Below are 15,842 nucleotides of genomic sequence, written 5' to 3'. Positions count from 1 at the left end.
CGAGGCACCTGCGGCGCCTTCCCCTCCAGGGGGCGCCGCCAGCGGCCCGGCAAAGCCGGTTCCGCGGTGGCCTGAGAAAGAAGAGCGATGAAAGTATTGGTTATTGGCGGCGGCGGCCGCGAACATGCGCTGGCCTGGAAGCTCAGCGCCTCTCCCAAAGTGCAGGCGGTCTACGTGGCGCCGGGCAACGGCGGCACCGCGCTCAATTCCCGGCTTGAGAACATCAATATCACGGATGTCCAGGCCCTGCGGTCATGGGCTGCTACAGAAAAGATAGCGCTGACGGTGGTGGGCCCGGAAGCGCCGCTGGCCGCCGGCGTGGTGGACGAGTTCCGCCGCCACGGCCTGCGGATCTTCGGCCCGACGCAGGCCGCGGCCCAGCTCGAAAGCTCCAAGGCCTTCTCCAAGGCCTTCATGAAGCGCCACGGCATTCCGACGGCGGCCTACGAAACCTTTTCCGACGCCCAGGCCGCGCATGCCTACGTGGACGCGCAGGGCGCGCCCATCGTGGTCAAGGCCGACGGGCTGGCCGCCGGCAAGGGCGTGGTGGTGGCGATGACCGCCGCCGAGGCCCATGAGGCGATCGACTTCATGCTGCTGGACAACACGCTGGGCGTGACGCACAACGAGGGCGGGGCGCGCGTCGTCATCGAGGAGTTCCTTACCGGCGAGGAAGCCAGCTTCATCGTGCTGTGCGACGGCAGGAACGTCACGCCGCTCGCCACCAGCCAGGACCACAAGCGCCTGCTCGACGCCGACCAGGGCCCCAACACCGGCGGCATGGGGGCCTACTCGCCGGCGCCCGTCGTCACGCCCGACATCCATGCGCGCGCCATGCGCGAAGTCATCCTGCCGACGCTCAAGGGCATGGAAAAAGACGGCATTCCGTACACCGGTTTCCTCTACGCCGGGCTCATGATCAGCCCGTCGGGTCAGGTCAAGACGCTGGAGTTCAACTGCCGCCTGGGCGACCCGGAGACCCAGCCCATCATGATGCGGCTCAAGTCCGACCTGTTCGACGTGCTGATGGCGGCCACCGCGCAGGGGCTCGACCAGCTCGAGCTGCAATGGGACCGCCGCCCCGCCTTGGGCGTGGTGATGGCCGCGCACGGCTATCCGCTGGCGCCGCGCAAGGGCGACGTCATCGGCGGCCTGCCGGGCGACGAGGACGATGCGGTGGTGTTCCACGCCGGCACCGCGGCCCGCGATGGCGCCACGGTCACGTCCGGCGGCCGCGTGCTGTGCGTCACGGCGCTGGGCGACTCGGTCAAGGCGGCCCAGCAGCGCGCCTACGAGGTGGTGCAGCGCATCCACTTCGACGGCGCGCAATACCGCCGCGACATCGGTTTTCGCGCCGTCAAGCCGCAGGCCGGATCCTGAGCGCCGTTCCGCTGCCCGGCGAGCTGGCGCCGCCGTTCGCCCTCCAGTTCCGCGGCAGCCGGATGGCACGCGCGCTGCTGCGCCTGCTCGGCTGGCGTGTGGACTTCAGGGGCCTGCCCGCGCCGCGCGGCGTGCTGCTGGTCTACCCGCACACCTCGAACTGGGATTTCTGCATCGGCATCCTGGCGAAATGGGCGATCGGCCTGCCGGTGCGCTTCTGGGGCAAGGACAGCCTGTTTCGCGTGCCGCTGTTCGGGCGCTGGCTGCGCTGGGTCGGCGGCGTGCCGGTGGACCGCACCAGTTCCCGGGGTGCGGTGGCCGGCATGGCGCAGCAGATGCTGGCGCACCAGCATTTCTGGCTGGCGCTGTCGCCCGAGGGCACGCGCCGCCTGCTGCCGGGCTGGCGCAGCGGCTTCTACCGGCTGGCCCTGCAGGCCGGCGTGCCGCTGGGCATGGCCTACCTCGACTACGCGCACAAGCGGGTCGGGGTGACCGAATTCTTTCTGCCCGGTGGCGACGAAAGCGCCGACCTGCAGCGCATCGCGCGGGCCTATGCCGGGCGCGAGGGCCTCAGGCCGGCGCTGGCGGCCCCGATCCGGCTGCTGGACGCGGCCGTTCCCCGAACCGATACCATAGTGAAATGAGCGTCATCACCGTTCGCGACTACCTGCTCGACCTGCAGGACCGCATCACCTCCACCATTGCCGCCGTGGACCACGGCACGGCGGGCTTCACCTCCGACCCCTGGAAGAAGAGCCGGAGCGAGCCGCTGCAGGGCAGCGGCATCACCCGGATCCTGGAAGGCGGCCAGGTGTTCGAGCGCGCCGGCTGCGGCTTTTCGCACGTGCGCGGCGCGCAGCTCCCGCCGTCGGCGACGCAGCACCGGCCGGAGCTGGCCGGCGCGCCGTTCGAGGCCATGGGCGTTTCGCTGGTGTTCCATCCGCGCAACCCCTATGTGCCCACCGTGCACATGAACGTGCGCATGCTGGCGGCCACCCCGCCGGGCGGCGAGCCGGTGTGCTGGTTCGGCGGCGGCATGGACCTCACGCCGTTCTACGGCTTCGACGAGGACGCCATCCACTTCCACAGCGTGTGCCGCAACGCGCTGCTGCCGTTCGGCGCCGACAAGTACCCGCGCTTCAAGAAATGGTGCGACGAGTATTTCTACCTCAAGCACCGCGACGAGCAGCGCGGCATCGGCGGCGTGTTCTTCGATGACTTCTCCGAACTCGGCTTCGACCTGAGCTTCGCCATGATGAGCTCGGTGGGGGATTCGTTCCTCGACGCCTACCTGCCGATCGTGGACCGCCGCAAGGACATGCCTTACGGCGAGCGCGAACGCAGCTTCCAGCTCTACCGGCGCGGCCGCTATGTCGAGTTCAACTTGGTGTGGGACCGCGGCACGCATTTCGGGCTGCAGTCGGGCGGGCGCACCGAGTCGATCCTGATGTCCATGCCGCCGCTGGCAAGCTGGGCCTACAACCGCAAGACCCGCAAGGGCTCGCCCGAGGATGCGCTGTACAGCCGCTTCCTGGTGCGCCGGGAATGGGTGTGACCGTGCCCGCCAGGCGGCTGGGCGTCTTCGGCGGCGCCTTCGATCCGCCGCACAACGCCCATGTGGCGCTGGTGCGCGCCGCCGTGGAGCAACTGGCGCTGGACGAACTGCGCGTGTTTCCCACCGGCCAGGCCTGGCACAAACCGCACCGGCTCAGCCCGCCGCAACACCGGCTGGCCATGGCGCGGCTCGCTTTCGAGGGCCTGCCGCGGGTGGTGGTGGACGACCGGGAAATCCAGCGGGCCGGGCCGACCTACACCTTCGACACATTGCAGGAGCTGCAGGCCGCAGAGCCGCAGGCCCAGCTCTTCCTCATCATGGGAGCCGACCAGGCGGCCGCGCTGCCGAACTGGCACCGGTTTCAGGAGATTTTGCAGCTTGCTATAATTTCCATAGCTGGACGCGTCCATGTAGCGGGGACCTCAGGCCAGTTTGACCCTCAAAACCTGGCCGGCGCACGCTGGCAGGCGCTGCAGCTCCCGGCCTTGTCCGTGAGCGCCACCGAAGTCCGCCACCGCGCCGCCGCCGCTCAAGGGATAGCCCATCTGGTTCCGGAATCCGTTGCGCGCTATATTGAACAACATCACCTCTACCAAACCGCTTGATGACAACAGAAACCGCCGCCAAAAAAGACATCCAGAAACTCCAGCGCGCCATCGTCGATGGCATGGAGGACGTGAAGGCGCAGGACATCCAGGTGTTCAACACCGAGCATCTGTCCCCCCTGTTCGAGCGGGTCATCGTGGCCTCGGGCACCTCCAACCGCCAGACCAAGGCGCTGGCGGCCAGCGTGCGCGACGCGGTGCGCGAGGCGGGCTTTCCCAAGCCGCGCATCGAGGGTGAGGAAAACGGCGAATGGATCATCGTGGACTGCGGGGCCGCCGTGGCCCACATCATGCAGCCCGCTATCCGCACCTACTACCATCTCGAGGAAATCTGGGGCGACAAGCCGGTGCGCCTGAAGTTCGGCGCGGTCAAGCCCGTGCTGACCTCGCCCTCCAAGGAGCCTGCCGCCAAGCAGCCCGCGGCCAAGACCTCGATCCGCCGCAGCAGCGCCGCCAAGACCGCGATCAAGGCGGCCGAGCAGGCTGCCAAGAAGACGGCGCCGCCCAAGCGCAAGCCGGCGGCCAAGAAGGCGGCCGCCCCCGGCAAGACGCCCGCCCGGAAAACAGCGGCCGCGAAGGCGCCGGCCCGCAAAACCCCCGCCAGCAAGACCGCCGCCCGCAAGGCATGAAGCTGCTGGTGGTGGCCGTCGGCCAGCGCGTGCCCGACTGGGCGCAGACGGCCTGGGACGACTACGCCAAGCGCTTTCCGCCCGAGCTGCGGGTGGAGCTCAAGGCCGTCAAGACCGAGCCGCGCGGCTCCAAGACCCTCGAAACCCTCTATGCGGCCGAGCGCGAGCGCATCGAGGCGGCCATTCCGAAGGGTTGCCGCGTGGTGGCGCTGGACGAGCGCGGCACCTCGCTCAGCACCGTGGCGCTGGCGGCCAAGCTCAAGACCTGGCAACTGGAAGCCGATGACGTGGCGCTGGTGATCGGCGGGCCCGACGGGCTGGACCCCGCCTTCCGGCAGGCCGCGCATGAGCGCATCCGCCTGTCGGACCTGACCTTGCCTCATGCCATGGTGCGGGTGCTGCTGGTCGAGCAGCTCTACCGCGCCTGGTCGATCAACGCCAACCATCCCTACCACCGGGAATAGACACCTCGTCCGGCGCGCCCGCCATCGGGCGTGCCGGGCCTCCACCATGGCCGACTTCATCTACCTCGCCTCGCAGAGCCCGCGCCGCCGCCAGTTGCTGGAGCAGATGGGCATTCGCCACGAATTGCTGCTCCCGGGCGCCGACGAGGACGCCGAAGCCATCGAGGCCGTGCTGCCGAACGAAGCCCCGGCCACTTACGTGAAGCGCGTCACGCGGCTCAAGCTGGACGCGGCCCTGCAGCGGCTGCGTCGGCGCGGCCTGCCGCCGGCACCCGTTCTGTGCTCGGACACCACGGTGGCCCTGGGCCGCACGATCTACGGCAAGCCGGCCGATGCGCGCGACGCCGCTCGCATGCTGCGCGAACTGTCGGGCTCCACCCACCGCGTGCTCACGGCCGTGGCCGTGCAGCACGGGCGCCAGCGGCTGGAGGCGCTGAGCGACTCGCGCGTGACCTTCGCGGCGCTGACGCCCGCGCAGGTGCGGGCCTATGTCGCCAGCGGCGAGCCCCTGGGCAAGGCCGGTGCCTATGCGGTGCAGGGCAGGGCGGCAGCCTTCATTGCGCACATCAGCGGCAGCTACTCTGGCATCATGGGCCTGCCGATGTTCGAGACGGCACAATTGCTCCAGGCTCTCGGCTTCAGGCGCTGACCCATGCAACAAGACATTCTGATCAACTGGTCGCCCCAGGAAACGCGCGTGGCCGTGGTGGAGAACGGCGCCGTGCAGGAATTGCACGTGGAACGCGCGCTCGAGCGCGGCCTCGTGGGCAACGTGTACCTGGGCAAGGTGGCGCGCGTGCTGCCTGGCATGCAGTCGGCCTTCATCGACATCGGGCTGGAGCGCGCCGCCTTCCTGCACGTGGCCGACGTCTGGCACCGCCAGCCCGATGGCGAGCCCCCCAGCATGGCGCGCAACACCCAGCCGCAGGTGCCCATCGAGAAGCAGGTGTTCGAGGGCCAGTCGCTGATGGTGCAGGTCATCAAGGACCCCATCGGCACCAAAGGGGCGCGGCTGTCCACCCAGATCAGCATTGCGGGCCGGCTGCTGGTGTTCCTGCCGCAGGACGACCATGTGGGCGTGTCCCAGAAGATTCCACCGGCCCAGCGCGACGAGTTGCGCCGGCGGCTGCAGACCCTGGTGGGCGGGGACGGCGGCGGCTTCATCCTGCGCACCAATGGCGAAGACGCCTCCGATGCCGAGCTGGCGGAAGACATCGCCTACCTGCGCAAGACCTGGGCGCGCATCAAGGAGGCCTCGCTGCGCCTGCCTTCCACCTCGCTGCTGCACCAGGACCTGAACCTGCTGCAGCGCGTGCTGCGCGACTTGGTGGGCGATGAAACCCAGACCATCCGGCTCGATTCGCGCGAGCAGTTCGACATGCTGCAGGCCTTCGGCCGCGAGTTCATGCCGGCCGCCGCCACCAAGCTGCAGCTCTACAAGGGCGAGCGGCCGATCTTCGACCTGTTTTCGATCGACGAAGAGATCGCCAAGGCGCTGGGCCGCCGGGTCGAACTCAAGTCTGGCGGCTACCTGATCGTGGACCAGACCGAGGCGCTGACCACAGTGGACGTGAACACCGGCGGCTTCGTCGGCGCGCGCAACTTCGACGACACCATCTTCAAGACCAACCTGGAAGCCGCCGGCGCCATCGCGCGCCAGCTGCGGCTGCGCAACCTGGGCGGCATCGTCATCGTGGATTTCATCGACATGATGCGCGAGGACCACCGCGAAGCCGTGCTGGCTGAGTTCCGCAAACAGCTCGCGCGCGACCGCGTCAAGACCATGTCGGGCGGCTTCTCGCAGCTCGGCCTGGTGGAAATGACACGCAAGCGCACCCGCGAGTCGCTGGCCCACATGCTGTGCGAGCCCTGCGAAGCCTGCCAGGGCAAGGGCATCGTCAAGACCGCGCGCAGCGTCTGCTACGACATCCTGCGCGAGATCCTGCGCGAGGCGCGCCAGTTCAACCCGCGCGAATTCCGCGTGGTGGCCTCGCCGCGCGTGGTCGAGCTGTTTTTGGACGAGGAAAGCCAGCACCTGGCGGGCCTGTCGGACTTCATCGGCAAGCCGATCTCGCTGCAGAGCGAGAGCGCGATGGGGCAGGAGCAGTACGACATCGTTTTAATGTGAGGTTTCAGGGCACCCCAAGTAGTCCCAAACGCCACGCGTAAGTGGTTGTCGTAGCAGGGAATTTCGTCAGGAGAGCATCGCCGCGTGTCTTGAAGTCCCATCCGTGTGCTGCAGGATTGGGTAGCTACCTGGGTAGCTAGCTCAACAAGGAGAAACACATGGCGATCAAGAACGGTTTGCTCTCAGACCTGCAACTGAGGCATTGGACGAAGGAGGCGCAGCCTCTGGCAAAGAGCGATGGCGGCGGCCTGACTTTTACCGTCTCGGCCAATGGATACGCGACTTGGATCCTTCGATACCGCCACGGTGGGCGCCGCTACGAACTGACGCTGGGACGCTATCCTGACATCGGCCTGTCGGAGGCGCGGACGACTGCCGCGATCAAGCGAGCCGATGTGCTCAAGGGGGCCAACCCCGCGGCGGAAAAGGTCAAGGCAAAGGCCACGGCCGTCAAGGACATGACCGTCCGTACCTTGATCCAAGACTACAAGCAGAAGAAGCTCGTGACGCTCGCCAAGAGCACGCAGGTCTGCTACACGCGGCATCTCAAGCGGGTCGAGCACAGGCTGGGTTCGCTCGGAGTGCGCGAGGTCGAGCCGGGGGACGTCGTTTCCTTGATTGAAGACGCTGCGCTGACATGGGGAGAGTCAAACCTGCTGCTCGTCACGACCAAGTGCCTGTTTACGCATGCTTGTGGCAAGCGGCTGATCAACGTGAACCCCTGCGTCGGGATCATGCTTTCGGCCCTGTTGGGACCGAGGCCGCCGATCCGCAAGCGTTTGATGCTCACCCGTGGGGAACTGCATCTGTTGTTGAACGCCGAGATGCGCCGTCCCAACGCGCTGGCCATTCGGGTCCTGTTGGGCACCGGCGTGCGAGGGGGCGAACTGTACATGGCCAAGTGGCAGGACGTGCACCTTGACGACGCCCGTTGGCACATTCCGGCGAGCAAGACCGGCGCCGCCATGGACATCCCACTGGCACCGATCGTCGTTCGGTGGTTCAAAGAGCTGCGTGCCTATGCTTATCGATCCGCCTATGTCTTGCCCGCGAGGATACGCAGCCGTGCTCAGCGAAACGGGGGAGACATGCACGTCGGCGAGGACACCATCCACGAATCGATCGACTACTGGATCAACCAGTACCACCCGCCAACTCGCCGCTTCACGCCCCACGACCTGCGCAGCACGATGAAGTCCCACATGCGCACGCTGGGTGTGCCAAGGGATACTTCCGAGATGTGCTTGAACCACAAGCTGACGGGCGTTGAAGGCATCTACGACCAGCACAACTACTTTGCGGAACGTCGGCAGGCGTTGCTGACCTGGGCGACCTTCCTGGAGGCGTGTGAAGCTGGAGCCAAGAGCGCCCCGAGCGTGGAGCCTGAGGTGGTTTCATAGACAAGGGGCACAACGACTGCCAGTGGCGACCGCGCTGAGAAAATCTCCGGATGTCTCAACTCCCTTCTCTCAATTCCATCGATGCCACTGGCATCGTGGCCCCTGACGGATCTTTGACCGGCTTTTTTGCGCATGCCGCAAGTCCTGGCCTTGGTTCCCGTCTCGAAGTCGACACTGTGGCGTCATGTCGCGTCCGGGGCCTTCCCTGCGCCGGTCAAACTGTTTTTTGGCGTGACCGCTTGGCGGGTCGATGATGTTCGCCACTGGATTGAGGCCCAGGGTGGTGCGAGCTCGGCGTCGCAGAGCGGCGGGTCGTACAAGCGTGTGCGTGCGACGCCGCGCACACAGGCTGCCAGTGATACGAGAAATGCTGATGAGCTCCAGCGCAATCACGCGCGTAGACCTGCACGTGCGCGTGTGGCCCACTCTGCGCAGCCGCCTGGCGTCTCTGCCCGGCCTGCCAGGCAACGGCCTTCGTAAACTCTATCGGGGCCGCGATGTCTCGGTCTCAGCTTGCGACCCACGAGGGGGCTTATTTGCGTTGTTTCGGAATGACGGAATAATTGGCATTCCTCCATGGATTCTCTAATAGTTCCGTGATTTCGGAATAATCTCGACAAATCCCTGGTTATTAACTATAGTTTCGTCATTCCGGAATTATGGTTGAACATGGCACGGCGTCTTCCCTCTACACATCACGCCAGCGATCCCCGGGTTGAAAGCCTTGAAGGGCTGGGTGCGGCCGTACGCAACGCGCGGGCGCAGGCCCGCATGCGCATCGACGATGCAGCCGCGTTCTGCGGCGTCTCGGCCGATGTGCTGTCGCGCTTGGAAAACGGGAAGTCGATCACCACCGATCGCCTGTTCAAGGTCCTGGACGGACTTGGGCTGGAGGTGTTGGTCGTTTCCAGGGAACAGGCCCTGAAGCTCAAGGACTTGGCGCAGCAGCAGGAGTCCGAATGAGCAGTGCGTTCCCTGCCCAGGGCCTGGATCTCGCACTGGACGTGTTCTTCGGCACCGACTTGGTCGGGCGGCTCGCGTTCGATCCAGAACTGGATCAATTCAGCTTCGTGTACAGCGCACCTTGGCGCCAGCGTGCACACCGATTCCAACTGTCGCCACATATTCCTCTCGACGGCGAAGTATCTGCGGTGGCCGTGCGGCGCTTCATCGACAACCTGTTGCCCGAAGGGCGGGCGCTGGACGTGGTCTCCAGTTTCACCCACGTTCAGAAAAGCAACCTCTTCGGCCTGATCCGGGTGCTGGGCCGCGAGACGGCGGGCGCCCTGAGTTTGTTGCCCGCAGGGCAGCAGCCCCGGGCGCAAGAGGCGCAGCGGCGGCCCGTGGCGCTTGCCGAGTTGCAGCAGCGCATCGATGACCGCAACAGGATTCCGTTCGCGATATGGGACGACAAGGTACGCATGTCGGTAGCGGGATACCAGGACAAGCTGCTGGTGCTGCGCGAAGGAGAAGCCTTGTTCCTAGCGGATGGCTCGCTCTCTTCGACGCACATCCTCAAGCCCGAGCCGTTGAACGACAAGCTGCCCTGCATGGTGGCCAACGAGCATTTCTGCATGCAGCTCATCAACCGGCTCGGCCAGCGGCGCTTGAAGGAAAACTGGGCGGCCGAGGTGGAGATCCTGCGCGTGCCCGCGCCGGTCCTGTGCGTCGAGCGCTTCGACCGGGTGCGTGACGGCGGGGATGTGCGGAGAGTGCACGTCATCGACGGCTGCCATGCGCTGAACCTCCCCGTATCGCACAAGTACGAGCGTCCACTGGGCAACGCAGAGGACGTTCGGCACATCCGCGACGGGGCCAGCTTCGATGCCTTGGCCACGCTGCGACCGCATCTGTCGAATGCAGCCATCGGCATCCGGCAGATGGCTCTGTGGGCAATCACCACGCTGCTGCTGGGCAACAGCGATGCGCATGGCAAGAACATCTCCTTCTTCGGACGGGGCGATGCCTTGGCAGTGGCACCGTTCTACGACCTGGTCAGCGTGGCCGTGTACGACGCCCGCCACATCGATCAGGAACTGGCGATGGCGTTCGGCGATGAGTTCGTGCTGCCGGCCGTGAAGTCGTTCGCGCTGGCTGACTTCTGCGAGCGACTGGGATTCCCCCGGCGAACGTTTGCGCGCGAACTGAAGCAGCTCTGCGAGTGGGCGCGGGAGGAGGCGAGGGCGCAGGCCCAAGATCCCGTGTACGTGGAGGCGGAGCGGCCCTTTGTTCGCGCTCTGGCGGACTACGTTGTGGCCAGGGCGGATTTTCTGTTGGGACAGGTGATGGAGATCCCTCGGTTCAGCGACGATCTCTTCTGAAGGTTGGGCCCGAGCGCCTCGCTGCTCAACGGTGGCAGGATTGCTGGATCGATCAACAACCAACGCTGCCGAAGTGGCTACCGCGCGCGCACTTAGCCCTCAGGTTGATTGCTGCCGGTGGGATTGGGGGCGTGGAAGGGCAACTGCTGCCGAAACCTGACGTTGAAGCTCCCCGGGAGTTCGACCAACGCGTCCGAGAAGAGCAGGCGGTCGATCTCGACGTTGATCGCTACCACCACAGTCGTACTTGATCCGTCCTATGGCCGCTGGCGCCAGGTTGAAAGCAGTGCATCGTCCTCCCGGCAGCTTCCCTGCCGATCCGCAGCCCTTGGCGACTGATCAGGTCCACCACGACCTCGGCATGGTGATGGCCTTTGTGCGAACCACACTTGTCTCCCCGCCATGTCACCTCAGTGAGGATTTGACATTGTCAGAAAAAATAAAATAAAATCTGACAAATGGAGGCATCCAATGAGTGACGGACCGCACAGAAGTTTGGACCTGAGGAAGCAATGGAAGAAGCTGGCCGAGGTCGGCGACAACCAGGCTTACGCCAATGTTGAAGTCGCGCAAGCGGCCGCTACAGCCTTGGCGAGCGACTTCATCAACGAGGTCTCTTGGAAGTTGCTTAACATGCTGAAGTCCATCTTCAGCTGCAGTGACAATTCATTGGGCTCGCCGGAAATCGCTTTGCAGCAGCTGAACGATGCGCGCGCTCTGGCTGGTGGGTCCGTATTTGGACAAAACGCGGTGTCCTGTAGCGAGGTACTCGTAGCCGAGGGCCGGCTTGAACTACCGGCGTTCTATGACGCTATCGGTCTTGCCGCCAAGATGCGAGGGTTGGCCAACGCAAAGGCGGTAGAGGAGCACTATCTCCGCAAATCCACGGTAAAGAGAGCAAATAACGTGGCCAGCCGGATTAAAAGCGCCGTTGTTAGCTTTTCCGAGAGCAGCCTTGGCACACTGCTCATAGATGCCCGGTCAGCAATCTCTCAATCGCGTAAACGTAAGAGCGGGCTCGATGATGGAGTGCAGATAGCATGAATATGCTTGCCCTAAAAGAACTCATTGTCGACGTTGTAGAGCCGAACGGGCGCTGCCGCCGAGGCGCGGAACCTTGCCGGATCAACAACAACATCACCTTTGACATAGGGGCTCTCGAGTCCTTTTCGTCGCGTAGATGGCAGCCATTGGTTTATGACTTGCTGCTTCTGGCCGCCGCGGTGGAATTCTGTGACCGTACTCTTGTGCGTAGCTCCATGAATTGGGGTCGTCGATTCAAATTGCACATTCCCGTTCATGAACCCTATCGATGGAAGGAGGCGTCCGTTGGCAGAGCGTTGACCGAGGCATTGAATCTTCTGACCGGTGATGACTGGCACCTCGAGTTTCGCGCGCGAAAAGCGCCAGCGCCCCGTCCTGCTCAAGAGCGAATGACGTTTCCTGCAGATGCAGAAGCTGTAATCGCGTACAGCGATGGTATGGACTCACAGGCAGTTGCGGCTTTAGAAGGCAACAGGTTAGGAAAACGCCTAGTCCGGGTTCGTGTCGGCAGCAAGCAGCACGACATCTCGAGGATTGAGCGAAGAGAGATGCCTTTCAAGGCAGTTCCTTATGACGTAAAGCTAAACAAGAAAAACGGTGAGTCCAGTGCGCGCAGTCGTGGCTTCAAGTTCAGCGTGGTGTCTGCCGTTGCGGCTTACCTGATTGAAGCTCCGGCCGCTATCGTTCCGGAAAGTGGGCAAGGTGCCTTGGCTCCTGTGTTTTTGCCCGTTGGTCATGGTTACGAGGACTATCGCAACCACCCGGCCTTCACTTCGCACATGGAGCGCTTCTTTTTTGCGCTCTTGAACTATCGTGTCAAGTTTCAGTTTCCGCGCCTGTGGGCGACCAAGGGAGAAACCCTGCGGGAGTTCGTCGAGAGCTGTGACGCTGGAGCTAAATGGCAGAAGACCAGGTCATGCTGGCAAAACTCACGACAGGTCTCCGTTGGACGGGCCAGAAGGCAGTGTGGGGTCTGCGCAGCGTGCATACTCCGTCGCCTGAGTGTGCATGCGGCAGGCCTTGTTGAGTCCCCGGACGTCTATGTGTGGGAATCGTTGAGTGCTGAAACGTGGAAGGAAGGTGCTGCTAAGCAGTTCTCTCAGTTCACGAAGGCCTTGCATGAATACTCGATTGCCGGAGTTCTCCACTTCGAGCACCTTGCAGCGCTTCCGGGCTCCTCTCAGTACCAGCTCATCAAGCGCTTGAAGACTTACGAGCTGGCTCGTTCCTTAGGGCAGGACCCTCAAGATGTTTCACAGAAGCTGGATAGGCTTCTGCTGCAACACGCCAAGGAGTGGTCGGCGTTCACGAAGGACCTCGGGCCGAGGTCCTTCGTGAGGCAATGGATAGATGAATCATCATGACCAAAGACAACTATGAACTGAGCCAACTTGAGCTCGGCGAACGACTTAGGAGCGCGCGTGAAACCGCAAACCTTACCCAGGACGTCGCAGCAAAGGCTGTTGGCATTGCTCGAACGACGCTGGTAGCCATCGAGAAGGGCCAACGCGCAGCCAAGCTCAAGGAACTACAAGACCTATGCAGGTCATACGGCGTGTCAGTCAATTCCATGTTGCGTCGCGAGTCCGTTCATGTGGACCTTGTCCCTCGCTTTCGCACGTTCGCAGAAACCGGCGATGCAGGAATCGACCAAGCCGCAAAAATGCTCAGTGACTTGGTCAAAGCCGAGGTCGAACTCGAGAACATTCTGGGTATTCAGAAGACCTACAACTACCCCGCTGAAAAGAACATACTTCCTGGAGATGTGCGCCAACAAGCGGAGCAAGACGCACTGAGCTTGCGTAACTGGTTGGGGTTGGGGGAAGGGCCGATTCACGACCTTTATGCAATCCTTGAATTACAACTCGGCATCCGGGTTTACACGCGAAAACTCGACGCCAAGGTTTCCGGACTATTTGCTTATGATGATGCAGTTGGGGCTTGCATGCTCATCAATGCTAGTCATCGAAAAGACCGGCGGGCCCAAACGGGAAGCCATGAGCTGGGTCATTTCATTGCAACTCGCCGTAAGCCTGAAATTTACCAGGATGATGTGTATGAAAACTCTCGTGAGGAGCGGTATGCAAATTCATTTGCACGAGCGTTCCTGACGCCAGCGAGGGCGGTCATGGAGAAGTTCAGGGAGGTGACCATTGGGTCCACGCACCTCACGCGCCGGCATATCATCTTGCTAGCCAATTTCTTCGGCGTATCGCGCCAGGCCATGGTGATGAGACTTGAAGACCTAGGACTAACGAAGAAGGGAACGTGGGATTGGTTCGTTGATAACGGCGGTATCACCGATGATCAAGTTCGTCAGGTGCTTGGAAGTGACGCAGACGAAACTCCTGCTGTCCAATCACCTCAATCATCAAGACTTTATCTTTTGGCAATTGAGGCTTGGAAAAAGGAGCTAATTAGTGAGGGACAGATGTCGGACTTGCTCAAGCTGAACCGTGAGATGGTCCGAGAACTGCTTGATGAGGCGCAAGAGGATGAGGTAGATGACCTTTTCAAGCTGCCTAGTTGAGCAATCACCCCCAATCGTTCTAGATGCCAGCGTCATCATCAACCTGCTGGCGACGGGACATGTGGACACAATTCTGCAGGCTCTGCCCGGGGCTTCCTGCGTCACGGAAAACGTGGTCGTCGAAATCAAGGGTGGTGCGGAGAACGGCCGCCCAGAATCGAAGAAGCTTTTTGATCTCATTGAGCGCGGGCGCCTTGAGGTTGTAGAGTTGGACGAGGAGGCACTCGAAAGCTTCATCGGCATCGTGTCTGGTTCGGCGTCGGACTCCCTGGGTGACGGAGAGGCTGCCACACTGGCTTTCGCTCATCGCAATGGACGGATTGCGGCTATTGACGAAAGGAAGGCCACTCGCGTTGCCGCTGAGCGTTTTGGTTCGCTAAGAATAGCAACCACTATCGATATCCTCGCGCATACCCCTGTGAGGCTCGCCTTAGGACAAGAAGGGCTCTCCACAGCCGTCCTCGACGCGCTCCGTCTGGCGAGAATGCAGGTTTGGGCACAGCAGTTCGATTGGGTCGTCGAACAAATCGGCGCGGCCAACGTCGTGTCATGTCCAAGCTTGAGGCGTCTCGCAAAGAAATTGCCCGAGACCATTGCCTGATCCCTTTGATCAAGCGGCAGTCGTTAGCCATGGCGCACAACACAAATTTGCCGGTCATAGCCAGTGCGCTGGCGACGACCGGTAATCACAGGAGATCTTGCAATCTCCAAAACCTTGGGCTTGCTAACTCAGCATTGGTATACCTGAAGAGGGCAAGTGACTTCCAGCAACGGTTTGAAGCGCATGGATACGCGAAAACTGACGGAGACGTTCTTTCCCTCGGACATGGTGGGCTCTTCCCGGCTGTATAGAGCTCCACCATACATGTATCCAATGGTTTCTGGAAGTGGTAAAGGCTGGGAAATCGCTATGTCTGCCGGACGAATCCTGGCATCAAGGCCTCGACTTCCGCACGGTTCCTGAGCGCGATTTGTTGTGCTTCGGGCTTGGCGGATTCAGCCAGTTCAAGCCGAAGGTGGCGCATCGCATAGAAGAGAAATGCTTGCCGGCAACGGAACTCCACCCGCCCATCTTCCATGCCGAAGTCAAGCTCAATCGCGCGCTTGTGGGATTCGGACAGTCGGGGGTGAGGAATCAAAATCAACGGGACGATGGTGTGCCATTCCGAGTCTTCCGCCGGGTCGGCTAGACCAGGCTCGGTTCCAGTGACTTCCAGCATGCGTGCGATGACGAAGTCGCGAAATTCCTTGCGCGTATGACAGAACGCGCGTGCGTGCCAGCGAAACCCGTCATGGGCCAAGGCATGTGGCGCAATCGTGCGCACGGTGGGCTGCGGACGTGTCAGGGACTGGTATTGCACGCTGATGGCTGCTCCTTCTCTGATGGCGCGCAATAGTGCGAGCAGAACGTCGGTCCGAAAATTCCGACTGGGTGTCGGTACCGTTGCCACCGGAGGGGCCCAAGCCAAAAAGCTGCTTTCTTTCGCCTGCAGTCCTGCACTGTTTTCAAGCAGCTCGTTCAGGAAACGACCTGCATCGCTGGAGGAATAGAGCGGCTGGAACCCAGAGGAAGCGGTGTAGACCCGAGAACTGCGGTCATACACGAGGTTGCCTGGCGCCAGGCTGGTGTACTTGGCGATGTCCAGTGACGCTTGAGGGACGGAGATGCCGAAGAACTCCATGAGGTCGCTGCGGTTGAGTCGACCGTCCCAGCGCAGGCGGAAGTCTATGAATTCCAAGCGACGGTCTTGGCTCCACCGACCAGAGGAGCGACCTGGGGCTTGTT

17 protein-coding genes are annotated in these 15,842 nt (G+C 62.7%); 16 read left to right on the top strand and 1 reads right to left on the bottom strand.

All coding sequences use genetic code 11. From position 1 onward, the window contains the following. Window positions 1-87 precede the first annotated feature (87 nt). The 16 genes from purD (at window position 88) to MMF98_RS08970 (ending at window position 14,657) form a co-directional block, all read left to right on the top strand. Complete coding sequence (gene purD / locus MMF98_RS09045) at window positions 88-1,380, top strand: phosphoribosylamine--glycine ligase (RefSeq protein WP_243305948.1); 1,293 nt, start codon at window positions 88-90, stop codon at window positions 1,378-1,380. 62 nt (window positions 1,381-1,442) lie between these two features. Next, the gene (locus MMF98_RS09040; protein ID WP_243305947.1) at window positions 1,443-2,024 is read left to right on the top strand and encodes a 1-acyl-sn-glycerol-3-phosphate acyltransferase; all 582 of its coding nucleotides are present in this window, start codon (window positions 1,443-1,445) and stop codon (window positions 2,022-2,024) included. Continuing rightward, the gene (gene hemF, locus MMF98_RS09035; RefSeq protein ID WP_243305946.1) at window positions 2,021-2,935 is read left to right on the top strand and encodes an oxygen-dependent coproporphyrinogen oxidase; all 915 of its coding nucleotides are present in this window, start codon (window positions 2,021-2,023) and stop codon (window positions 2,933-2,935) included. The genes MMF98_RS09040 and hemF overlap by 4 nt, the downstream gene beginning before the upstream one ends. After that, the gene (gene nadD, locus MMF98_RS09030) at window positions 2,926-3,540 is read left to right on the top strand and encodes a nicotinate (nicotinamide) nucleotide adenylyltransferase (RefSeq protein WP_243305945.1); all 615 of its coding nucleotides are present in this window, start codon (window positions 2,926-2,928) and stop codon (window positions 3,538-3,540) included. Before hemF ends, nadD begins: the two co-directional genes overlap by 10 nt. Further along, complete coding sequence (gene rsfS / locus MMF98_RS09025; protein WP_243305944.1) at window positions 3,540-4,169, top strand: ribosome silencing factor; 630 nt, start codon at window positions 3,540-3,542, stop codon at window positions 4,167-4,169. Before nadD ends, rsfS begins: the two co-directional genes overlap by 1 nt. Then, window positions 4,166-4,633: a 23S rRNA (pseudouridine(1915)-N(3))-methyltransferase RlmH gene (rlmH, locus tag MMF98_RS09020; RefSeq protein ID WP_243305943.1), complete on the top strand. Its 468-nt coding sequence runs from the start codon at window positions 4,166-4,168 to the stop codon at window positions 4,631-4,633. Before rsfS ends, rlmH begins: the two co-directional genes overlap by 4 nt. 46 nt (window positions 4,634-4,679) lie before the next feature. Then, window positions 4,680-5,282: a Maf family protein gene (locus MMF98_RS09015; protein ID WP_243305942.1), complete on the top strand. Its 603-nt coding sequence runs from the start codon at window positions 4,680-4,682 to the stop codon at window positions 5,280-5,282. 3 nt (window positions 5,283-5,285) lie between these two features. Next, window positions 5,286-6,761 carry a ribonuclease G gene (rng, locus tag MMF98_RS09010; RefSeq protein ID WP_243305941.1) on the top strand — a complete coding sequence of 492 codons (1,476 nt, stop codon included), beginning with the start codon at window positions 5,286-5,288 and terminating at the stop codon, window positions 6,759-6,761. A 158-nt stretch (window positions 6,762-6,919) separates the two neighbouring features. After that, entirely contained in the window at window positions 6,920-8,161 is a 1,242-nt protein-coding gene (locus tag MMF98_RS09005; protein ID WP_243305940.1) for a tyrosine-type recombinase/integrase, read from the top strand. 132 nt (window positions 8,162-8,293) lie between these two features. Further along, complete coding sequence (locus tag MMF98_RS09000) at window positions 8,294-8,641, top strand: helix-turn-helix transcriptional regulator (protein WP_243305939.1); 348 nt, start codon at window positions 8,294-8,296, stop codon at window positions 8,639-8,641. A 189-nt stretch (window positions 8,642-8,830) separates the two neighbouring features. Further along, window positions 8,831-9,124, top strand: a complete 294-nt coding sequence (locus MMF98_RS08995) for a helix-turn-helix domain-containing protein (RefSeq protein WP_243305938.1) — start codon at window positions 8,831-8,833, stop codon at window positions 9,122-9,124. Further along, window positions 9,121-10,482: a HipA domain-containing protein gene (locus MMF98_RS08990; protein WP_243305937.1), complete on the top strand. Its 1,362-nt coding sequence runs from the start codon at window positions 9,121-9,123 to the stop codon at window positions 10,480-10,482. Before MMF98_RS08995 ends, MMF98_RS08990 begins: the two co-directional genes overlap by 4 nt. A gap of 471 nt (window positions 10,483-10,953) precedes the next feature. Beyond that, window positions 10,954-11,526, top strand: coding sequence for a hypothetical protein (locus MMF98_RS08985; protein ID WP_243305936.1), 573 nt, complete (start codon window positions 10,954-10,956; stop codon window positions 11,524-11,526). Beyond that, complete coding sequence (locus MMF98_RS08980; RefSeq protein ID WP_243305935.1) at window positions 11,523-12,890, top strand: 7-cyano-7-deazaguanine synthase; 1,368 nt, start codon at window positions 11,523-11,525, stop codon at window positions 12,888-12,890. The genes MMF98_RS08985 and MMF98_RS08980 overlap by 4 nt, the downstream gene beginning before the upstream one ends. Further along, on the top strand, window positions 12,887-14,056 hold the full coding sequence (locus MMF98_RS08975; protein ID WP_243305934.1) for an XRE family transcriptional regulator: 1,170 nt from the start codon (window positions 12,887-12,889) through the stop codon (window positions 14,054-14,056). The genes MMF98_RS08980 and MMF98_RS08975 overlap by 4 nt, the downstream gene beginning before the upstream one ends. After that, the gene (locus MMF98_RS08970; protein WP_243305933.1) at window positions 14,031-14,657 is read left to right on the top strand and encodes a PIN domain-containing protein; all 627 of its coding nucleotides are present in this window, start codon (window positions 14,031-14,033) and stop codon (window positions 14,655-14,657) included. The genes MMF98_RS08975 and MMF98_RS08970 overlap by 26 nt, the downstream gene beginning before the upstream one ends. Before the next feature lie 307 nt (window positions 14,658-14,964). Here MMF98_RS08970 and MMF98_RS08965 read toward each other — a convergent pair whose 3' ends face one another. Then, entirely contained in the window at window positions 14,965-15,795 is an 831-nt protein-coding gene (locus tag MMF98_RS08965) for a helix-turn-helix transcriptional regulator (RefSeq protein WP_243305932.1), read from the bottom strand. Window positions 15,796-15,842: the final 47 nt, after the last annotated feature.

The organism is Variovorax terrae (assembly GCF_022809125.1).
Lineage (GTDB): Bacteria > Pseudomonadota > Gammaproteobacteria > Burkholderiales > Burkholderiaceae_C > Variovorax_A > Variovorax_A terrae.
Note: the sequence above shows the minus strand (reverse complement) of the source record. Positions and strands in the feature narration are given on the sequence as shown.

Bases quoted from the DNA above. Each gene is read 5' to 3' on its own strand.
- purD (WP_243305948.1), top strand. From the start codon at position 88: ATGAAAGTATTGGTTATTGGCGGCGGCGGCCGCGAACATGCGCTGGCC.
- MMF98_RS09040 (WP_243305947.1), top strand. From the start codon at position 1,443: ATGGCACGCGCGCTGCTGCGCCTGCTCGGCTGGCGTGTGGACTTCAGG.
- hemF (WP_243305946.1), top strand. From the start codon at position 2,021: ATGAGCGTCATCACCGTTCGCGACTACCTGCTCGACCTGCAGGACCGC.
- nadD (WP_243305945.1), top strand. From the start codon at position 2,926: ATGGGTGTGACCGTGCCCGCCAGGCGGCTGGGCGTCTTCGGCGGCGCC.
- rsfS (WP_243305944.1), top strand. From the start codon at position 3,540: ATGACAACAGAAACCGCCGCCAAAAAAGACATCCAGAAACTCCAGCGC.
- rlmH (WP_243305943.1), top strand. From the start codon at position 4,166: ATGAAGCTGCTGGTGGTGGCCGTCGGCCAGCGCGTGCCCGACTGGGCG.
- MMF98_RS09015 (WP_243305942.1), top strand. From the start codon at position 4,680: ATGGCCGACTTCATCTACCTCGCCTCGCAGAGCCCGCGCCGCCGCCAG.
- rng (WP_243305941.1), top strand. From the start codon at position 5,286: ATGCAACAAGACATTCTGATCAACTGGTCGCCCCAGGAAACGCGCGTG.
- MMF98_RS09005 (WP_243305940.1), top strand. From the start codon at position 6,920: ATGGCGATCAAGAACGGTTTGCTCTCAGACCTGCAACTGAGGCATTGG.
- MMF98_RS09000 (WP_243305939.1), top strand. From the start codon at position 8,294: ATGCCGCAAGTCCTGGCCTTGGTTCCCGTCTCGAAGTCGACACTGTGG.
- MMF98_RS08995 (WP_243305938.1), top strand. From the start codon at position 8,831: ATGGCACGGCGTCTTCCCTCTACACATCACGCCAGCGATCCCCGGGTT.
- MMF98_RS08990 (WP_243305937.1), top strand. From the start codon at position 9,121: ATGAGCAGTGCGTTCCCTGCCCAGGGCCTGGATCTCGCACTGGACGTG.
- MMF98_RS08985 (WP_243305936.1), top strand. From the start codon at position 10,954: ATGAGTGACGGACCGCACAGAAGTTTGGACCTGAGGAAGCAATGGAAG.
- MMF98_RS08980 (WP_243305935.1), top strand. From the start codon at position 11,523: ATGAATATGCTTGCCCTAAAAGAACTCATTGTCGACGTTGTAGAGCCG.
- MMF98_RS08975 (WP_243305934.1), top strand. From the start codon at position 12,887: ATGACCAAAGACAACTATGAACTGAGCCAACTTGAGCTCGGCGAACGA.
- MMF98_RS08970 (WP_243305933.1), top strand. From the start codon at position 14,031: ATGACCTTTTCAAGCTGCCTAGTTGAGCAATCACCCCCAATCGTTCTA.